The following is a 17,760-nucleotide window of genomic DNA, read 5'->3' as shown; positions in this document are numbered from 1 at the left end:
CGGATACCTCCCGGGCGATCGCGGCCTCGAACTCGGAGGCGATCACCATCACCTTCTGCGCGCCGAACCGCTCAACCTCGGCGGCCAGGTTCTCCGGGGCCTTCCCGGTCCCGAACAGCACCCGCTGCCTCAACGTCACATGCTCAAAAGTCAGGCTCATTCTCAGTTCTCCCGGTAAGGATGGCGGTAGTCCCCGGTGGCGGAACCACCGGGGACTACCTGTGCGGTCAGCTCTGCGGCCAGTTGGCCTCAAGCCAGGCGATCACTGGCCTGACGGTTTCGTCGGAGTTCGTTTCGAAGATCAGGCCGTGGCCGTTGCCCTCGATGCCGTGCTCCTTCAGGTGCAGCAGTTCGGCGTCCGCGCCGGCGGTCTGCAGGAAGCCGACGACGTCCGGTTCGAAGGCGGCGAAGGGCGAGGCGCTGCCGACGACGACGGCTACGGGCTTGCCCGCCAGCGCAGGGATGCTGAGCGTTTCAGGGTCCGCAGCCCGGGCTTCCGCGGCATCCGCGAACGCTGGTTCGTAGCTGATCGGCGCCGAGGTCAGTCCCCAGGAGAGCGTACCCATGCCGGGGATTTCGGCGAAGGCAGGACCAACCGGCTCAATCGCCGCGATGCCCTTCACCAGGTCCGGCCGGGCGTCGGCGGCAAGCCAGCCGGCGGGACCGCCGGCGGAATGGGTGACCAGGATGGCCGGACCAATACTGTCAAGCATCCTGGCCAGGCGGTCAGCGTCCATGGCCTGCGATTCGGCGAGGTCGGCTGGCAGCGGTCCCATGGACGCGGTCAGCTGGTCCAGGTGTTCGGAGCCGATTTCGCGCTCGTAGCCCCACTGGGTCTGCGCGCCGGCGGCGTCCTCGGGGAGGAACAAGCCGCCGGCGGCCTCGTACGGGAAGGCGCCGCCCATCGGCCCGACGACGTCCGGGTGGTACGGCGAGCGGCCGTGCGCGGGACGGTCCACGATGTAGACGGCGAAGCCTGCCTCGACGAACCGCTGTGCCCAGCCTGGCCGCCCGTCCGGCGTGCCCGTCCAGTCCGTGCCTTGGCCGCCGCCGCCGTGCACCAGCACGAGCGGGTAGGGCTGGGAGACGGTTTCTGGCGCCTCCCACATGACGAACATGGGTCCGCGCTGGACGGTGCCGCCCGGCGTCGTAATCCTTTCCCCGGGCACCCAGAATTGCCCGCGGCGGGAGGTGACCAGAGGTGTGTCGGTGAGATGGGGTGCGGTAGCCATTCAGGACTCCTTCGCGGTGAGCGCGCGCAGCAGGCGGCGCATAAGGATGACGGAATCGTCGTTGATGTGGTGTTCGGGGTCGTCGTAGGTGGTGAGTTCGACGGCGGCACCCGCCTTGGACAGTGCGACGGCGGTGGCTTCGATCCGCGGCAGCGGCACCCAGGCGTCCTCAGCAGCAGAGGCGAGCAGGACGGGAACGCCGTCGAGGGCTCCCTCCTCCGGCCACCCGTGCTCCTCCGGACCCAGGTAGCCGCCGGTGTGCAAGATGGCGGCGGCGTAGCGGTCCTGGTGGCGCAGCAGATACTCGGAGAGCAGGCAGGCTCCCTGTGAAAAGCCCAGCAGCACTGTCCGTTCCGGGCCGAAGCCCTGGGAGCGGAGCCGGTTAATGTGGGTGCCGATGGCTTCCAGTGCGTGGTCGAGGTGCGGCTGGTTGTCTTCGATGGGCTGCATGAAGCCGCCGGGGTACCAGGTGCTGCCGTCGGCCGCGGGCATCAGGTAGCCGAAGCCCGGCAGTCCGATCCGGTCCGTGAGGTCCTGCATGAAGGCGGGGGACTGGCCGCGGCCATGGACCGCGAGGACGGCGAACTCCGCGTCGGCCAGCGTGGCCCCGTGGAACACCGGATCCGGTTCAAGATGCGGGTTGGACGGCGTCATGAGATGGCCGAGTGATCGCCGAGCTGGTGCCAGGTGCGGTTGTGGTAGACCAGCGGGTGGGATTGGCCGGCGGCACGGGCCTGGTCGTCGGGAACCTGGACCTGGAGGACCTGGACGGCGACGACGGTCGAGTCCCCGGCCTCCATCTGGTTCACGATCTTCCCGCGCAGCCATGCGTTGGCCGCTGGCAGGACCGGTTCGCCGGTGACGAGCCGGGTCCAGCTGCCGGTGTCCGCGAAGCGGTCGATCCCGCTGGTGGAGAACGTCTTCGCCAGGTCCAGCTGGTCCGCGCCGAGCAAATGCACGACGACGGTTTCCGCCCGGCGCAGTGACGGTGTCGAGGAGGAGCGCCCGGAGAGCGAGAAGACGAGCAGCGGCGGGTTGGCTGAAACGGAGAAGACCGAGGTGGCGGTGAGGCCGACGGGGCCGTCCCCGGGATCCGCGGTGACGATGGAGACGCCCGCCGGATGGTTGCGGAAGGCCGCCTTGAAGTCCTCCGCGGCAAGCAGCTGGTCGAACTGCGCACCCTGACGGTCCGTGGCTTGGGTGGAAGTGCTGGGCATGGGAGCTCCTGGAGGTCGGAGAGGTGGTCGAAGGGGTGCCGGCCGAGGTAGCCCGGCCGGCACGCTGTGGCGGATTGCCTACTGGTCCTTCAGCTCGAGGAAGACCCAGTGGGCGTTGGGCGCCAGGCCGGCCAGGTGGCGGCCGCAGTTCTGCAGGACGCCCGGACCGGAGGTGACGTGCTGGGTGCCGGCATGCATGTCCCGGAAGAAGCGCTGCAGGTCGCCCGAGCGCAGGGCCGCGGTGGCCGCCCACTTGTACACCGTCATAACGACGTCGTGCGCGGACCAGGTGGTGTTGTTCAGCGTCAGCCGGGTCAGGGTTTCCTGCTCGGTGGAGAGCAGCTCGCCTTTGTCCAGCGTGGCCTCGTTGTCGGCCCACGTTTCCATGACCAGGGCCCGGGCCGAGCGCAGCTTGGCTTCGGCCTGCGCGAAGGCGGCGTGGAACTGGTCGGTGTCCACCGAGGCGCCGGGCGCGCCCGACTTCTTCTGTGCGAGCTCCTTCATCTCGTCCAGCACGCGGCGTGCGACGCCGAGCGCCCAGCCGGTGTGGCAGATGCCGGACATGTTGGCGAGGCCGAGGTGGAAGATCGCGCCGCCGTTGAGGGAGTCCATCGTGGAGACCTCGTAGACGTAGCTCTCCGGCACATAGACGTCCTCGATCACGTAATCGATCGAGCCGGTGGCCTTCAGGCCCATCACGTCCCAGTTGTCGATGAGCGTGGCCTGCTCCTTCGGCAGCGTGAACACCAGCGCCTGGCCGGTCTCTTCGCAGAAGGCGGCGGTATGGATGTGCGTGGCCTGGTGCATGCCCGACGCGAAGGACCAGGACCCGGAAAGCCGGTAGCCGCCGTCGACCTTTACCGCCTTGCCCAGGCGCGTGCCCTGTCCGGCGACGAGGGCGTAGTTTTCGCTGTCCGGGAACAGCTCCGCCGTGGCTTCTTCAGGCAGCCAGGCGGCGGTGGTGCCGGTGATCATCTGCAGGGCCATGAAGACCCAGCCGGCGGAGGCATCGGCGTAGGAAATCTTCTCGATAGCCTGGATGACCTGCTTGGGCGAGAATTCGTAGCCGCCGAGGTTTCGCGGAATGCCGACCTTGTACGCGCCGGACTCCTTGAGGGCAGCCTCCACCTCGGGAGTGAGGCGGCCGCCGGCTTCGTTTGCGTCGGCGTTCGCCTTGAGCAGCGGCGTAATCGCATCGAGCCGCTCCATCAGAGCGTCGAACTGGTCGCTGACGTGCAGCCGGGACGTGGTGAGGGTCTGTTCAGTCATAGTGTTCTCCTTGAAGTGCGCTCGGCCTAGACGTCGATGTGCTCGAGCTGCTCGAAGATCTCGCCACGCCGGTGCTCGAACTGCTCGGGCAGCTGGAAGCGGGTGCCCAGTTCCTGCGGGGACTCGTCGCAGGTCCAGCCGCCGTCTTCGTGGGTGACCGCGAGCTCGAATAGTGCGCCGCCGGGCGTGCGGACGTAGACGGACTTGAAGTACTTGCGGTCCTTGAGTTCGGAGATGTCGGTGTAGCCGGCGCCTTCGATGTCGAACTTGACTTCGTCCTGGTTCTTCAAGGTATCCAGGTTCCACGCGAAGTGGTGGTAGGTGCCGGAGCCGTAGTGCCAGGTGCCCTGGTCTTCGCTGATGTTGGCGGTCAGTTCGACGTGGTTGCCGTACTTGGCGTTGCCGACCTGGAACTGGGCGAGGTCGCCGTCTTCGTTGATCCGGCCCTGGGAGAAGAAGGTGTCGTTGGCGAAGTCGACCATCCGATCGGGAGTGGTGACGTGGATGCCGACGCCGTGGATGCCGTGGATGGCGTGTTCCTGGGGGACGCCGTTGCCGGCGAAGCCTTCGCGCTCGTCGCCGACGGTGGGGACGAAGACGTATTCGATGCCGGAGGGGTGGCGGAAGGCCAGGCGGCGCTGGTCGAAGCGTTCGATGTTCTCAACCTCGACCTTGTGCTCGGTCAGGCGCTTCTGCCAGAAGTCCAGCGAGCCCTCCGGGACCGACAGCAGCACTTCGCGGGCCTGGTTGGTGCCGCGCTTGCCGTAGAGGCCGGCCTGGGCCCAGGGGAACGTCGTGACGACCGACGAGGGGTCGCCGTTGGCGTTGGAGTAGTACAGGTGATAGATCGGCTTGGAGCCGTCGAAGAGCACCGTCCGCTTGATGAACTTCATGCCCAAGGTCTTGACGTGGAAGTCGACGTCCTCCTGGGCGCCTCCGACAGAGAGGGTCACGTGGTGCGAACCTTCGATGTAAGCCATGGTGTCTCCTTTGACAGGATCGGGACCCGAGTGATTTCTACGGGGTTGGCACCACCGTAGTTATGATCCAGGTCACTGAAATCACCTGAGAGTGACCACCAATGTCGAATCCGTGCAGCGTTGCCGCCGGATGTCCCGGGCATGGCGAAGGGAGGCGGCGGCCGGGCAGGGCACCGCCAGGAGGCGGGAGGGAATCAGTGGCTTCCGGTGGTGGCGTGGTGCCGGAATTCGGCGGGCGTCAGCCCGGTGGCCGCTTTGAAGATCTGGCCGAAGTGCGAGGCTCCTTTGAAGCCCCAGCGGCTGGCGATGGCGGAGGCCGGCACGCTGATCAGTGCCGGGTCGGCCAGGTCGATGCGGCAGCGTTCCACCCGCCGGTCCCGGATCGAGGCCGCGACACTGGTCCCGCTGTCCTGGAAGAGGCTGTGAAGGTACCGCACTGAAATAAAGTGCGCGCCGGCGACTTCCTGCGGGCCGAGTTCCGGATCTCCCAGATGGTCGTCGATGTACTCGTGGATGCGTTGCAGGAGGGAAGCGCGGGTTTCCTTGGGATGTGCAGGCGCGGGAGCGCCAGCCTGGCTGGCGAGCATCGTTCCGACCAGGTTCATGACACTGCTGACGGTCGAATAGCGGTTGACGTTGGAGACGTTGTCCAGCGTTTCGTTGAGTGTGCTCAGGAGCGCCCAGACCGAGGGGGCCAGGCCGGAATCCGCATCGATGCGGGTCGCCGTCAGCTCACTCACGGCGTCGCCGGCCGGGCCGATGAGTTTCTTCGGGAATTTGATGCACAGCGAGCGGTAGTCGTCGCTGCTCTCCAGCGAGGCCGGCTTTGTCGAGTCGTAGAACGTGAAGTGCCCGGGCTTGAGGACGGCTGTCCGGCCCTCCTGGGTCAGCCGGAATTCACCGGACAGTTGGAGCGTCATCAGGTACTCGGGACGCTGCCCCAGCTCGATCTTGGACGCGTCGCGGTAGGCGGCGTGGCGGCCGCAGACCATGTTGATGAATTCGAGGTCCGCGAAAGGCTTGCTCTGCACCGCGCCCTTGAACGACTGGGGCTCGTCGAAATCGAAATCGAAGCTGAGCAGGGAGCGAGCCACGGTATCGCGCCAGCCGCTGAACGTCACGGGCTGGTCCGGCCGCAGGGTACGGCGCGGAGCTACTCCTGAATCGGCATGAGCCATGGCAAACATCCTCCCCGGAATGCTTGGTGGATCCTGTCCCTGCTGCCGCGCTGCACGGCTGGCGGGTTGATGCATTCTAGCGTGCTCTATTGTGTGTCGCGTCACAAATGAACGCGCGGGCGGCCGCCGGTGCCGCCGTGCCGGGACGTGGTGCGCCGAGCAGTGCACGCATTCGACAGCGGCGTGCACGGCTGCTGGATGCCGGTGACTTGGATCACTAATACGCTCTGGGAAAGGCCAGCAGGCCACGGAAGGCCGGCGCGAATGCCGCCTTCCGGCCAAGGGACCATCGACAAAAAGGACGTGCGGACGACGATGTCTACTGCCCAAATGGAGCATGCCGCAACACCGCGGAGCATCCAGGAAATGTTCGACCTGTCCGGGGAAGCGGCCGTCGTGACGGGGGCCGGCAGCGGGCTGGGGAAAGCCATCGCCGAGATCCTCGCCCAGGCAGGGGCCAGCGTAGGGCTCATCGATGTGGACCGGGAGCGGCTTGATGCGGTTGCGGCCGGCATTGAGGCCCAAGGTGGGAAGACGTTCGGGGTAGCCGCCGATGTTGCGGCGGTGGACTCGATCGCCGCCGCCGTGGAGGACATCAAGGACTACTTCGGCAGGCTGGACATCGTTTTCGCCAACGCCGGCATTTCCCGCGGCCCGGGGTTCCCGGAGGCGGGCGGGACCTTGGCCGGAACGCAGCAGGAGGACTGGGACGCCGTCGTCGGCGTGAACTTGAACGGGGTCTTCAACACGCTTAGGGCCGCGTCCCCGACCATTGGCGACGGCGGCAGGATCGTGGTCACGGCATCCACCGCCGGCTTCCGCGCCGATCCGATGGTCGGCTACGCCTACGTCGCCACGAAGGCGGCCGTCCTCAACATCGTGCGGCAGGCCGCGCTCGAACTGGCTCCGCGGGGTGTGCGGATCAATGCCATTGCCCCCGGCCCCTTCCGCACGAATATTGCCGGCGAGGGGGCGTTGGACGCACCGGAGCTCAACGGGCTGTGGGCGGAGACGATCCCGCTGGGGCGGATGGCGCATCCCGACGAATTGAAGGGGCTCGCGCTCCTGCTGGCCTCCGGGGCTTCCAGTTTCATGACCGGCGGGGCCTACGTCATCGACGGCGGCGCCCTGGCCCTGTCGCATGCGCGCTGAGCGGCAGCGGCACACGATTCCTCCGGCCTTCAGGCCAGACCTAGGGATGGATACACGATGACCACCACAATCCAGCATGTCCTCGAAGCCGAGGGCATAACCAAGCACTTCGACGGCGTCTTCGCCCTGGACGGAGTCGACCTGCGGATCCGCCCCGGCGAGATACACGCGCTGCTGGGCGAAAACGGCGCCGGCAAGAGCACCCTCATCAAGATCCTCACCGGGGTCTATTCGCCCGACGCCGGCAGCATCAGGGTGGAGGCCCAGCCTATGGCCTTCAAGGGAGTGGGCGCCGCGCACAAAGCAGGCGTAGTCGCGCTCTACCAGGAACTGTCCATCGTGCCGAACGTCTCGGTCGCGGAGAACATCGTGCTGGGGGACGAACTGCCTTCCCGTGGCGGCCTGGTTGACTGGAAGGAACTGCGGCGCGTCGCCCGGAAACAGCTCGAGCGGCTCAATCAGGGACACATTCCCGTCCACCGGATGGCCGGCCGGCTCACTCCCGTACAGCAGACCATGGTGGCCGTCGCCCGTGCCATCGCCGTCGAGGCGAAGGTCCTGATCCTTGACGAGCCGACCGCTGCGCTGACGGACCACGAGATCCAGGACCTGTTCAGGGTCCTGCGCAGCCTGCGGGCCGAGGGCGTGGCCATCCTCTACGTATCGCACCGGCTTGAGGAGGTGTTCGAGCTGTGCGACCGGGCGACGATCATGCGCAACGGGACCGTGATAACGACGACGGAGGTCGCGGACACGACCATCGACGAGGTTATCTCCACGATGGTGGGGCGCCGGCAGGACGAGCTGTTTCCGGCACGGGGAGTGCCGGGCCCGGGAACGGCCGTGGAAGTGGCCGGCCTGTCCGGCCGGCGGGTCAAGGACGCCTCGTTCTCGGTCAGGCCAGGCGAAGTGCTGGGCATCGGCGGGCTGGCCGGATCCGGACGCAGCGAGCTCCTACGCATCATCGCCGGCGCCCAGCGGTCTTCCTCCGGGCGAATCGTCGTCGACGGGCAGGAGTGCAGCCACCGGACAGTGGCCGCGGCGCTGGACCGCGGCATCGCCCTCGTGCCGGAGGAACGGCGCAGCCAGGGCGTCGTCCTGTCCCAGTCGATCGGGGAGAACATCGCCGTCGGAAATTTGAAGGCGATCAGCAAATGGGGGCTGGTCGCAGGTTCCCGGATCAGGTCCCTGGCGTCGAACTCCATCGCCGAGCTGCAGATCAAGAGCCGGGGCCACCAGCAGATTGTTGGCCAGCTCTCCGGAGGGAACCAGCAGAAAGTCGTGCTGGCCAAGTACCTGGCACGCAATCCCAAAGTCCTGCTGCTCGATGAACCGACGCGCGGCATCGACGTCGGCACGAAGTCCGAGATCTACGGCCTGATCCGCCGCCTGGCGACGCAGGGGACCGCGGTCATTGTGGTCAGTTCGGAACTGCCGGAACTGATCGGGCTGGCAGACCGCATCATCCTGATGCACGAAGGGCGGATATCCGGCGAAGTCCCCGCGGAGGGCGCCGACGAGGAGCAGCTACTGACCTACTGCTATGGAAGGGCAGCATCATGAACACTGCACAAAAAACCCAGGCGGAGAACAAGGCGGCGGCACCGCCGCTTCCCGGAAACGTGTCGGCGCCCGCCGGAAAACGGCCCTACGCTTCGGCGCTGGGGCCCATCAAATCGGGCGGGACGATCATTGGTTTCGCTTTGCTGGTCGCCGCCTTCGGCCTGATGCGCCCGGATGTGTTCCTCACCTTCGGCAACCTGCGTAATGTCCTGGAGCAGGTGGCAATCCTGGCCATCATCGCCGCAGTGCAGACCGTCGTCATGGTCGTCGGCAACTTCGACCTCTCGGTGGGCGCCACTGCCTCCGTCTCCGGGGCGGTCGTCGCGCAATTGCTGATTGCCGGACAAGGAACCGCGGTTGCGGTGGCCGGAGCACTGGTTGTCGGAGCTCTGGTGGGCGCGGTTAATGGCTACCTGACGGCGTACCTGAAGCTATCGGCCTTCGTCGCCACCCTGGCCACGATGACGTCGGTCTCCGGACTGGCCTTCATCACCACCGACGGAACCACGCTGTTCGGCCTGCCTCAGGGCTTCATGTCGCTCGGCCAGGGGCGCTGGCTTGGGCTACCGATTCCCATCTTCATGGCGGCTGCTGTCGCGCTGGTCGTGTGGTTCGTGCTCCGCAACACCACGATCGGGCGCCGCTGGCACGCCGTGGGCGGCAACGCCGAAGTTGCCAAGCTGAGCGGAGTGAACGTGAACCGCGTCCGGTTCCTGGCCTTCGTGGTGGCGGGAGTCGGGGCCGCCCTGGCTGGAGTGGTCCTCACCAGCCGGCTGGCCAGCGCCACTGCCACGAGCGGCGACTCCTACATGCTGCTGGCCATCGCCGCCGTGTTCCTGGGCATGACCATCTCCAAGGAAGGGACGGCCAACATCGGCGGAACGCTGATCGGCGTTGGCATCCTCGGTGTCCTCAGCAACGGGCTGAACATCATCGGCGTCAGCACCTACGTGCAGCAGTTCCTGACCGGCATCATCATCATCGCTGCCGTGGCGTTCTCACGGCTGGGCAACAAGGGAGTTTCCTGACATGAAAAAACTGATTGCACTGGCCGGCGGCCTGGCCATGGCCCTCATCCTGGCGGGCTGCGGCGGAAACGCGGCGTCTTCGGAGCAGGGGACGGAAGACATCGAAGTTGCCGTCATCACCGGTTCCTACGGCACGCCGGCCGCCAAGTACGCCATCGACGCCTTCAAGGAGCTGGGCACGGGCAAGGGCTGGGACGTCACCGTGTCGGACACGGACTTCGACTTCAACCAGGTCAACTCGCTGATGCAGGACGCGTCCCTACGGAAGGTCGATGCGATTGTGCTTGGCTTCCCGACTCCCGAGCAGATCACGGTGGGCCTGCAGGCCGCCAATGATGCCGAAGTTCCCGTCTACGTGATCGATGGCGGCACGGCGCCGATGGAGGGCGTGGCACTGAATGTCACCAGCGACTCCGTGCAGCTCGGCGAGATCAGCGCGCAGGCGCTCCTCGATGCAATGGGCGGCCCCGGCAAGGTGCTGGTGATCGGCCACGACCCGCATCCGGGCATCCGGCTGAGGACCCAGGAAGCCATCGCCTACCTGGAGGAGGCTGGCGCCGAAATCGTCGACATCAAGCAAGTCAAGGAACCTGCTTCGTCCCAAGGCGAAGCGCTCAACTTCACCACGGACTTCCTTCAGGCCAACGGGGGAACGGATGACCTCGACGGAGTGTGGGCAGGCTGGGATGCGGCTGCGATGGGGGTAGCCCAGGCGCTCAACTCCGCCGGCCGGACCGAGATCCCGGTGACCGGCATCGATGCCACCGACCAGGCCGTAGCGGAGATCGGCAAAGCCGGGCCTTTCGCGGCCACGGTATTCCAGGACTGGGACGCCATCGTCGGACGCATGGCAGAGGTGATGGAAGCCGATTTCAACGGCACCGATCCTGAGCAGAACTACGAGGAAATGCCCGGCGTCCTGGTCAACAAGGACAACCTGGACAGCTTCAAATCCTGAATTTCGCACACTTCGCTGAAAGGCAGTATGACTCATGCGCAACAACAGATTCCTGGCCGCCGCGGCCACAGCCGCAGTTTCGCTCCTCGTTTTCACCGGCTGCGGCGGAGGGGCGGACGCTACGGCGGAGCCGGCAGCCGACGGCGCACCGGTAGTCGCCGTGTTCACGGCTTCGTACGCAACTCCGGCCGTCAAGACCGGCGTGGACATGTTCGAGGAGCAGGCAACGGAGAAGGGCTGGCAGGTCTCCGTCTCGGACAGCGCCAACGATTACAACAAGCTCAACGCCCAGCTGCAGGATGCCATCTCACGTGACGTGGATGCCATCGTCATGGGCTATACCTCGCAGGAGAAGACCAGCCTCGGCGTCACGGCCGCCAACGACGCCGGCATCCCGGTCTTCGCCATCGATGCAGGGGTCGAGCCTTATGAGCCCTACGCGCTGAACGTGACCAGCGACAATACGCAGCTGGCCACGGCCAGTGCCCAGGCGATCATCGACGCCAACCCTGGCGGCGGCGACGTACTGATTGTCGGCTGGGACTCACATCCGGGCATTCGCCTGCGCACCGACGTCGCCACGGAACTCTTCGAGAAGAATGGCTTCAACGTGGCTGCCAACCACCAGATCCAGTCTCCCGGCGCGGCACAGGAGGAGGCTCTGTCCTTTGTGCAGGACTACCTTCAGTCGCACCCCGGCGACGCCGCACCCGTGGGGGTCTGGGCCGGCTTCGACGCGGCCGGTTTCGGGGCAGTACAGGCTGTCGAGTCGGCTGGCGCCGAAGGCGTCGACGTGGCCAGCATGAATGGAGACGATTTCGCCATTGCCGAGATCGCTAAGGGCGGCCCGTTCGTCGCGACCGTGCTGCAGGACTGGCCCACGATCATCGGCAGTGTCGTAGAGGCGATGGACGCCTATTTCGCCGATGGCACACTTCCCGAAAACAACCACGTGGAAATCGAGGGCACTCCGATCACAGAGGACAACGCCAGTGAATTCTGAGGTCCGGGCCGCAGTGCTGACTGCGCCCGGCTCGTTGGAGCAGCGGGACCTCCCGGACCCGGGGCAGCCCGGGCCGGGGCAGGTCCTGGTGCGGCCCGAGGCTGTCGGGATCTGCGGTTCCGACCTGCACTACTTCGACGGCGACCTTGGCGCCTTGACCGGGGACTCCGACTGGTTCCCGCGCGTCCTCGGGCACGAACTCTCGGCGATTGTCGAAGCAGTCGGTGAGGGAGTGGATGGGCTGCGCTTCCCGGTGGGATGCCGGGTGGCCGTCTGGCCGCTCGAGACCTGCGGCAGCTGCTACGCCTGCAGCCACGGTCGGGAAAACGCCTGCTACAACATGCGCATCATCGGCGTTCACCGGGACGGTGGCCTGAGCCAGCGGCTCCTGGTCCAGCAAGGGTCGGTGTTCCGCACCAGCATCACCGAGCCGGAGATCGCAGCCTTCGCGGAGCCGCTGTCCGTGGCTGTGCACGCCCTCGCTCGGGCGGGCATCACCCCCGACCGTCCAGCCGGCGGCACCCGTATTGCCGTGCTGGGCGCGGGACCGATCGGGCAGGCCGTAGTCTTTGCAGCAAGTGCCTGGGGTGCTTCAACCGCCGTCGTCGATCCCAAACAGGGCCGCAGGGCCATGGCACAGCATCTTGGCGCCGAACTCGGGCTGGGTGCCAGCGCCGGTTCTATGGCGGATGAACTGCGCCAGTGGGGCGACGGCTTCGGGCCGGACATCGTGATCGACACGACGGGCGTGCCCTCAGTGTTGGCGCAGGCGGTCGACCTCGTCGCCCGGGGCGGGAACGTCGTCGTTGTCGGCCTGACCGGAGGAAGTGCCCCGTTCTCTTCCGGGGTGCTGCCGGAAAAGGAGGTGTCCATCCACGGCGCCAGTTGTGCAACGCGGACGGACTTCGCCTCCGCCGTGCGCCTGGCCGAAACCCACCAGGATTCCGTTGCCGCGCTGGTCTCCCATGTGGTCCCGGTGGAACGGGCCAAAGATGCTTTTGCCTTGGCACACGAAGCGGCAGCAGGAACGATGAAAGTAGTCGTCAGGCTTTCCTGACCGAACCGACCCTCGAAAGGAAACCACCGTGGTCGTTTCCCTTGCATTGCCCCGGATCATGCGCGTTGGCGGAGGAGCCGTTGACGAATTGAGCAACGTCCTGGCGGGACTTGGAGCGGCACGGCCTCTCCTTGTCACGGACTCCTACCTGGCAGGCACCGGGGCAGCGCAGCGGCTGCTCGATAGGCTGGGGCGAGCCGGGATGGAAGCGGCAATGTTTGCCGGAACCGTTCCGGACCCCACCACTGATTCCCTGGAGGCGGGCGTACGCGCCGCAATTGACCATCGTGCCGATTCCGTCATCGGTTTTGGCGGCGGCAGTCCGATGGACACGGCTAAGGCGTTGGCCCTGCTGGCGGTCCAGGGCGGCGAGATGCGCGACTACAAGGCGCCGCGGAACAATACCGGCCCCGCTCTTCCTGTGATCGCCGTCCCCACGACAGCCGGGAGTGGATCCGAGGCGACGCAGTTCACCGTCATCACGGACAGCGCGTCCGACGAGAAGATGCTCTGCACAGGTCCGGCTTTCCTGCCGGTTGCGGCCGTGGTCGACTATGAACTGACGGTATCCATGCCGGCCCGGCTCACCGCGGACACCGGGGTGGATGCGCTGACCCATGCAGTCGAAGCCTTCGTGAGCAGGAAGGCGAACTCGTTCTCCGACGGGTTGGCACTGTCCGCTATTAGCACCATCGGTCGCCATATTCGCCGCGTCTATGCGGACGGCGGAGACCTGGAAGCACGGGAAGCGATGATGTTCGCCGCGACGCAGGCCGGCATGGCTTTCTCCAATTCCAGCGTCGCTCTGGTGCACGGCATGAGCAGGCCCATCGGGGCGCATTTCCACGTGGCCCATGGCTTATCCAACGCAATGCTGTTCCCGGCAGTTACGGCCTTCTCCGTCCCTGGTGCGGAGGTACGGTATGCCGAATGCGCCCGGGCCTTTGGTGCGGCGGGCAGCGGGGACTCCGATGCGGCCGCGGCAGCCAAACTGGTCGAAGCCCTTGCCGTCCTGTGCAAGGACGTGGATGTGCCGACACCGCAAAGCTTCGGTATCGACCGGTCGAGGTGGCAGGAGCTGACTCCGCTGATGGCGGAACAGGCCCTCGCCTCTGGTTCGCCCGGCAACAACCCCGTGATTCCTACGGTGGAGGAAATCGAGGAGCTGTACGCCGCAATCTACAGCTAGCAGCTGAGGCCCAGTGAGGCCACTGCCCAAGGGTGGATCAGCCTCGGGTCAGGGCCCAGCGCGCTTCGGCGGGGTCGACGAGGCCTTCGGCGACGAGCCAGGTGATGGCGTGGTGGCGCATGCGCTGCTGGTGGAAGGCGTACCAGTCGTCCCGGACCTTCGGGTATTGGTAGACGGCGTCCTTGAAGCGTCGGTACGGGCGTTTCCCTTCGATGGCATGCATTAGGGCAGCACGGACCTGCTCGTCGTCAAGGGTGGCGATGAAGTCCTTCATGTCGCGGTAGCCGCGCTGCGGGTCATCCGGCGGGATGGGGACGGCGCCGTGCTCCTCAAGCTCCCACCTGGGGAGGGAATCGTCGACATCCTCGCCGGTCATCTCCACCTGGCCGGTGGCTGGATCAAGCCACCATTGCCCCTCGAAGCTGTCGCTGATTTCCATGGCCGTGATCAACATGTCGATGTCGATGCCTTGGATGCTGCGCATGGGTTCCTCCGGAAGAGAACCAGCAGGGAATTAAGAACAAGCCTACGCCGAACCGGGCGGCTTGAACCTCTCCAGTTCCAACCGCCGAAGCGGGCTGGCCGCGCCTTGCTATGGTCCGCCGTCGTAATGTCCTTGGTGCGGGAGCCCACAACCTGCTGTGCTATCTTGGTGCAGATAAATCTGATTTATTGTCGGCTGGGCCACACGAAATCAGATGTAAGGATGCGTCTGAGGAGTTCGGCCAGTGGCAGAGCACAACCCGCCCCCACTTGTAGTCATGGGTGTGCAAGGATCCGGTAAGTCGACCGCGGGCAGGGTCACCGCCGCGCGGCTGGGTCTGCCGTTCATCGACGGCGACGACCTGCACCCGGCCAGCAACAAGGCCAAGATGGCCGCCGGCAATCCGCTGACCGATGAGGACCGCGAGCCGTGGCTGACCGTGATCGGACAGACGCTGGCAGCGGGGATGGAGCAGGGCGAGGCCCGTGTCATCGCCTGTTCGGCGCTCAAGCGCCGGTACCGCGACCTGATCCGCTTCTTCGCACCGGCGGTGCAGTTTGTGCACCTGGACGGGCCGCAGGAACTGATCGCCGCGCGGCTCGGCCAGCGCAACCACGAGTACATGCCGGCGGCCCTGCTGGACTCTCAGTTCGCGACCCTGGAACCGCTGCAGGCGGACGAACCGGGGATGCGGCTCGACGTGACGCTTTCCCCCGAAGACATCGCCGAGGCCGTGGCCGACGCGCTCTCCGCCGCCGGCCGCTAGGGCGCCGGCGGTTCTTTCCAACCCGATAGGACAACGATGACCGATCTCGAACTCAACTGGACGTTGAGTACGCCGGCCCTGCTGGGCGTGGCCGCCGCGGCGATCGCGGCGCTGCTGGTGCTGATTATCCGGTTCCGCGTGCACGCCTTCCTGGCGCTGATCCTGGTCAGCCTGCTGACCGCCGTGGCCACCGGAATCGGCGCCGCCGACATTGTGCCGACCCTGCTGGGCGGCTTCGGCACGACGCTGGGCAGCGTGGCGCTGCTGGTGGGCCTGGGCGCGATGCTCGGGCGCATGCTGGAGGTGTCCGGCGGCGCTGACGTGCTGACCAACGCGCTGATCCGGCGGTTCGGCGAGAAGCGGGCTCCGCTGGCGCTGTCCATTGCGTCGCTGCTGTTCGGCTTCCCGATCTTCTTCGACGCCGGCCTGGTGGTCATGCTGCCGATCATCTTCACCGTGGCCCGCCGGCTGGGCGGCTCGCTGCTGCTCTACGCGTTCCCGGCGGCCACCGCGTTCTCCGTGATGCACATCTTCGTGCCGCCGCACCCCGGCCCGGTTGCCGCGACCGGGCTGCTGGGCGCCGACGTCGGACTGGTGCTGGTGCTCGGCTTGGTCGTTGCGCTGCCGACCTGGTACATCGTCGGCTACCTGTTCGGTACCTTCCTGGGCAAGCGCATCCAGATCCCCGTGCCGGACATCCTGGACGCACCGAAGGGCTCCGCGGAGTCCGAGTTCAAGTCCTCGCCGAAGCTGGGCACCATCCTCTTCCTCCTGCTGCTGCCGCTGGTGCTGATCTTCCTCAACACCGGCCTCAACATGCTGGCCACCGCCGGCGCCGTCTCGCTGGAGGACACCTGGGTCCAGGTCCTGCGTACGCTCGGCGAAACCCCGGTGGCGCTGCTGATCACCGTCTTCATCGCGATGTGGCTGCTCGGCCACCGGCAGGGCAAGCGACACAGCCTGACCGAGACCGTGGTGGACAGCGCGCTCGGCCCGGTCTGCTCGATCATCCTCATCACCGGCGCCGGCGGAATGTTCGGCGGGGTGCTGCGCGCCAGCGGCATCGGCAACGCGCTGGCGGAGTCGCTGGACGCGATCGGCCTGCCTGTCATCGTGGCGGGCTTCGTGATTGCCGCCATCGTCCGTGTCGCCCAGGGCTCGGCCACGGTCGCGCTGACTACGGCCGCTGCGCTGGTCCAGCCTGTGGTCGCGGGCAACGCCGCGTACAACCCGGTGGAGCTCGCGGCGATCGTGCTGGCGCTGGCCGCCGGCTCGGTGTTCGCCGGCCACGTCAACGACTCCGGCTTCTGGCTGGTCAGCCGCTTCTTCGGGATGGACACTAAGACCACGCTGAAAACCTGGACCGTGGGCCAGGCGCTGATCGGCGTGATCGGCTTCGTCCTGGCGCTGGCCATCTTCCTGATCGCAGCGCCCTTCTAGCAACTCCGGCACCTCTAACACCGGGAGCGGGGGACGGCGCCGTCGTCCTCCGCTCCGCAAGGAACCACCATGACTGTGAACATGTTCGACATCTCCGGCCGCATCGCCCTGGTCACCGGCTCCAGCCGCGGCATCGGCAACGCGATCGCCCGGGGCCTGGCTACCGCCGGCGCCACCGTGGTGCTCAACGGGCTGGACCCGGTGCGGCTGGAAAGCGCGCACGCGAAGCTGGTCGAGGAGTTCGGGCCGGAGCGGATCTTCGCCAAGGGCTTCGATGTCACCGATGCGGAGGCCACGGCCGACGGCGTTGCCTGGGTCGAGCGCGAAATCGGGCCTTTGCGCATCCTCGTCAATAACGCGGGGGTGCAGCACCGCGTGCCAATGCTGGACCTGGACGTCGCGGACTGGGAGCGCGTGCTGCGCACCAACCTGACCAGCGCGTTCCTCGTGGGCCGCGAGGCCGCCCGGCACATGATCCCGCGCGGCGAGGGCAAGATCATCAACATCGCCTCGGTGCAGACCGACCTGGCACGGCCGACCATCGCGCCGTACACGGCGTCCAAGGGCGGCATCCGCAACCTCACCCGGGCCATGACCGCCGAATGGGCCGCTTCCGGCCTGCAGATCAACGCGATCGCGCCCGGCTACATCCACACCGAGATGACGCAGAACCTGGTCGATGACGAGGCGTTCAACAGCTGGATCCTCGGCCGCACGCCGGCGCACCGCTGGGGCACGGTCGAGGACATCATCGGCCCCGCCCTGTGGCTCGCCTCGGACGCCGCCAACTTCGTCAACGGGCAGGTCGTCTTTATCGACGGCGGCATGACCACCGTTGTCTGAGTTCCAACCGGTCGTTTCCTGGACCGCCTCCGTCACCACGGCCTGACCCTCCCGCCGCCACTGCCGCCACATCCTCCCGCCACTACCGACTGAACCGCAAGGAGCTTCGCGATGACTGAACTTCCCACCCAGGCCTTGGGCGTGGTGGCCCACGGCGCGGACGACCTCCGGGTCGAGGCCTTCGAACGCCCCGCACCCAAGCCGGACGAAGCCGTCGTCGAAATTGTCTATGGCGGCATCTGCGGCTCCGACCTGCACTACTGGCAGCACGGTGCAGCAGGGGAGTCCATCCTCAAGGCCCCGATGCTGCTCGGCCACGAGGTCGTCGGGCGCGTGGCCACCGCGGCTGCTGACGGCACCGGCCCCCAGGCAGGCACCGCCGTCGCGGTTCATCCTGCCAC

The 17,760-nt window shown here is 66.7% G+C and carries 18 protein-coding genes; 11 read left to right on the top strand and 7 right to left on the bottom strand.

Going from position 1 to position 17,760, the window contains the following annotated elements; genetic code table 11:
• Window positions 1-227 precede the first annotated feature (227 nt).
• From D477_RS09120 to D477_RS09095, 6 genes are all read right to left on the bottom strand, one after another.
• Window positions 228-1,232, bottom strand: coding sequence for an alpha/beta hydrolase (locus tag D477_RS09120; protein WP_005268741.1), 1,005 nt, complete (start codon window positions 1,230-1,232; stop codon window positions 228-230).
• Window positions 1,233-1,886, bottom strand: a complete 654-nt coding sequence (locus tag D477_RS09115; protein ID WP_005268740.1) for an alpha/beta hydrolase — start codon at window positions 1,884-1,886, stop codon at window positions 1,233-1,235.
• Window positions 1,883-2,449: a flavin reductase family protein gene (locus tag D477_RS09110; protein WP_005268739.1), complete on the bottom strand. Its 567-nt coding sequence runs from the start codon at window positions 2,447-2,449 to the stop codon at window positions 1,883-1,885. Before D477_RS09110 ends, D477_RS09115 begins: the two co-directional genes overlap by 4 nt.
• Before the next feature lie 78 nt (window positions 2,450-2,527).
• Window positions 2,528-3,718, bottom strand: coding sequence for an acyl-CoA dehydrogenase family protein (locus D477_RS09105; RefSeq protein ID WP_005268738.1), 1,191 nt, complete (start codon window positions 3,716-3,718; stop codon window positions 2,528-2,530).
• A 26-nt stretch (window positions 3,719-3,744) separates the two neighbouring features.
• A complete protein-coding gene (locus D477_RS09100; protein WP_005268737.1) occupies window positions 3,745-4,698 on the bottom strand; it encodes a VOC family protein in 954 nt (317 codons plus the stop codon).
• 194 nt (window positions 4,699-4,892) lie between these two features.
• A complete protein-coding gene (locus tag D477_RS09095; protein ID WP_005268736.1) occupies window positions 4,893-5,876 on the bottom strand; it encodes a helix-turn-helix domain-containing protein in 984 nt (327 codons plus the stop codon).
• Between the two features lie 315 nt (window positions 5,877-6,191).
• Between D477_RS09095 and D477_RS09090 the strand changes: the two genes are divergently transcribed.
• From D477_RS09090 to D477_RS09060, 7 genes are read left to right on the top strand one after another with little or no spacing between them, the layout of a single operon-like run.
• Window positions 6,192-7,028 (top strand): SDR family NAD(P)-dependent oxidoreductase, encoded by an 837-nt coding sequence (locus D477_RS09090; RefSeq protein WP_202804088.1) that lies wholly within the window; start codon window positions 6,192-6,194, stop codon window positions 7,026-7,028.
• A gap of 57 nt (window positions 7,029-7,085) precedes the next feature.
• Window positions 7,086-8,591, top strand: a complete 1,506-nt coding sequence (locus D477_RS09085) for a sugar ABC transporter ATP-binding protein (RefSeq protein ID WP_005268734.1) — start codon at window positions 7,086-7,088, stop codon at window positions 8,589-8,591.
• Window positions 8,588-9,619: an ABC transporter permease gene (locus D477_RS09080; protein ID WP_005268733.1), complete on the top strand. Its 1,032-nt coding sequence runs from the start codon at window positions 8,588-8,590 to the stop codon at window positions 9,617-9,619. The genes D477_RS09085 and D477_RS09080 overlap by 4 nt, the downstream gene beginning before the upstream one ends.
• Window position 9,620: 1 nt before the next feature.
• On the top strand, window positions 9,621-10,577 hold the full coding sequence (locus D477_RS09075; protein ID WP_005268732.1) for a sugar ABC transporter substrate-binding protein: 957 nt from the start codon (window positions 9,621-9,623) through the stop codon (window positions 10,575-10,577).
• A gap of 34 nt (window positions 10,578-10,611) precedes the next feature.
• A complete protein-coding gene (locus D477_RS09070; protein WP_005268731.1) occupies window positions 10,612-11,580 on the top strand; it encodes a sugar ABC transporter substrate-binding protein in 969 nt (322 codons plus the stop codon).
• Window positions 11,570-12,637 (top strand): zinc-dependent alcohol dehydrogenase, encoded by a 1,068-nt coding sequence (locus D477_RS09065; protein WP_005268730.1) that lies wholly within the window; start codon window positions 11,570-11,572, stop codon window positions 12,635-12,637. The genes D477_RS09070 and D477_RS09065 overlap by 11 nt, the downstream gene beginning before the upstream one ends.
• Before the next feature lie 28 nt (window positions 12,638-12,665).
• On the top strand, window positions 12,666-13,826 hold the full coding sequence (locus D477_RS09060) for an iron-containing alcohol dehydrogenase (protein WP_005268729.1): 1,161 nt from the start codon (window positions 12,666-12,668) through the stop codon (window positions 13,824-13,826).
• A gap of 37 nt (window positions 13,827-13,863) precedes the next feature.
• On the opposite strand, the gene D477_RS21145 is transcribed toward D477_RS09060, so the two are convergent.
• Window positions 13,864-14,310: a UPF0158 family protein gene (locus tag D477_RS21145; RefSeq protein WP_005268728.1), complete on the bottom strand. Its 447-nt coding sequence runs from the start codon at window positions 14,308-14,310 to the stop codon at window positions 13,864-13,866.
• Window positions 14,311-14,587: 277 nt separating this feature from the next.
• On the opposite strand from D477_RS21145, the gene D477_RS09050 reads away from it, so the two are divergent.
• The 4 genes from D477_RS09050 to D477_RS09035 form a co-directional block, all read left to right on the top strand.
• The gene (locus D477_RS09050; RefSeq protein WP_005268727.1) at window positions 14,588-15,076 is read left to right on the top strand and encodes a gluconokinase; all 489 of its coding nucleotides are present in this window, start codon (window positions 14,588-14,590) and stop codon (window positions 15,074-15,076) included.
• A gap of 36 nt (window positions 15,077-15,112) precedes the next feature.
• Complete coding sequence (locus D477_RS09045) at window positions 15,113-16,516, top strand: GntP family permease (RefSeq protein ID WP_005268726.1); 1,404 nt, start codon at window positions 15,113-15,115, stop codon at window positions 16,514-16,516.
• A 69-nt stretch (window positions 16,517-16,585) separates the two neighbouring features.
• Window positions 16,586-17,359: an SDR family oxidoreductase gene (locus tag D477_RS09040; protein WP_005268725.1), complete on the top strand. Its 774-nt coding sequence runs from the start codon at window positions 16,586-16,588 to the stop codon at window positions 17,357-17,359.
• Window positions 17,360-17,470: 111 nt separating this feature from the next.
• On the top strand, window positions 17,471-17,760 hold a 290-nt coding region (locus tag D477_RS09035), incomplete at its 3' end, for an alcohol dehydrogenase catalytic domain-containing protein (RefSeq protein ID WP_005268724.1).

It is taken from the genome of Arthrobacter crystallopoietes BAB-32 (assembly GCF_000328305.2).
Taxonomy (GTDB): domain Bacteria; phylum Actinomycetota; class Actinomycetes; order Actinomycetales; family Micrococcaceae; genus Crystallibacter; species Crystallibacter crystallopoietes_A.
The sequence above is the reverse complement of the archived record's forward strand: the minus strand, read 5'-3'. Positions and strand labels throughout refer to the sequence as shown.